Genomic DNA, 523 nt, shown 5'->3' with positions numbered 1-523 from the left:
TTCAATGCTGAGAGATGGTGTTTTATGGGAAGCGCCAAAAGCTTAAATTTAGCTGTTGACGCCATAGTCTCTTGTTATATGTACTAATCTGTATAACCGCTGTCGCCAAAGGAGTGACTATCCGTTGATACAGAAAAATCACTTGAGCTAAAACCTGAATTACCACCAAAACATAAGTCTCCGATCTCTCCCTTCAATTCAGCGTAATCTGCATTACAAACTTCATTAAATCGGTCTTCAGAACAAAACATTGCATAGGCATAATTTGCATATGTAGCATTACACCCTGTCTCTGCTATAGCTTTGTTTACCTGCCCGGGACTGTATTCATCAGAACTGCCCCATGAAACGACTAAGAATTTGGGAAGTTTTTTGGCAAAGGCTTTGATAGCCCTATTTTTCATCATCCTGACTAGCATGGTGGATCCCTCCATGTACCTATAACTGCTTATTGAATAGCAGCTCAATAAACTGCTGCCTAAAATTTAACTTACAGCAACTATGCCATGCTAATACACTGAAA

The 523-nt window shown here is 39.6% G+C and carries 1 protein-coding gene; it reads right to left on the bottom strand.

All coding sequences use genetic code 11. The annotated features are described in order from the left end of the window. Positions 1–83: 83 nt before the first annotated feature. Positions 84–419, bottom strand: a complete 336-nt coding sequence (locus Q1B47_RS21845; protein ID WP_299798836.1) for a DUF6559 family protein — start codon at positions 417–419, stop codon at positions 84–86. Positions 420–523 lie beyond the last annotated feature (104 nt).

Source organism: uncultured Shewanella sp. (assembly GCF_947501225.1).
Taxonomy (GTDB): Bacteria; Pseudomonadota; Gammaproteobacteria; order Enterobacterales; family Shewanellaceae; genus Shewanella.
Note: the sequence above shows the minus strand (reverse complement) of the source record. Positions and strands in the feature narration are given on the sequence as shown.

What these genes read in the sequence shown, in the direction of transcription:
- Q1B47_RS21845 (WP_299798836.1), bottom strand. Translation starts at nt 419, where the DNA reads ATGCTAGTCAGGATGATGAAAAATAGGGCTATCAAAGCCTTTGCCAAA.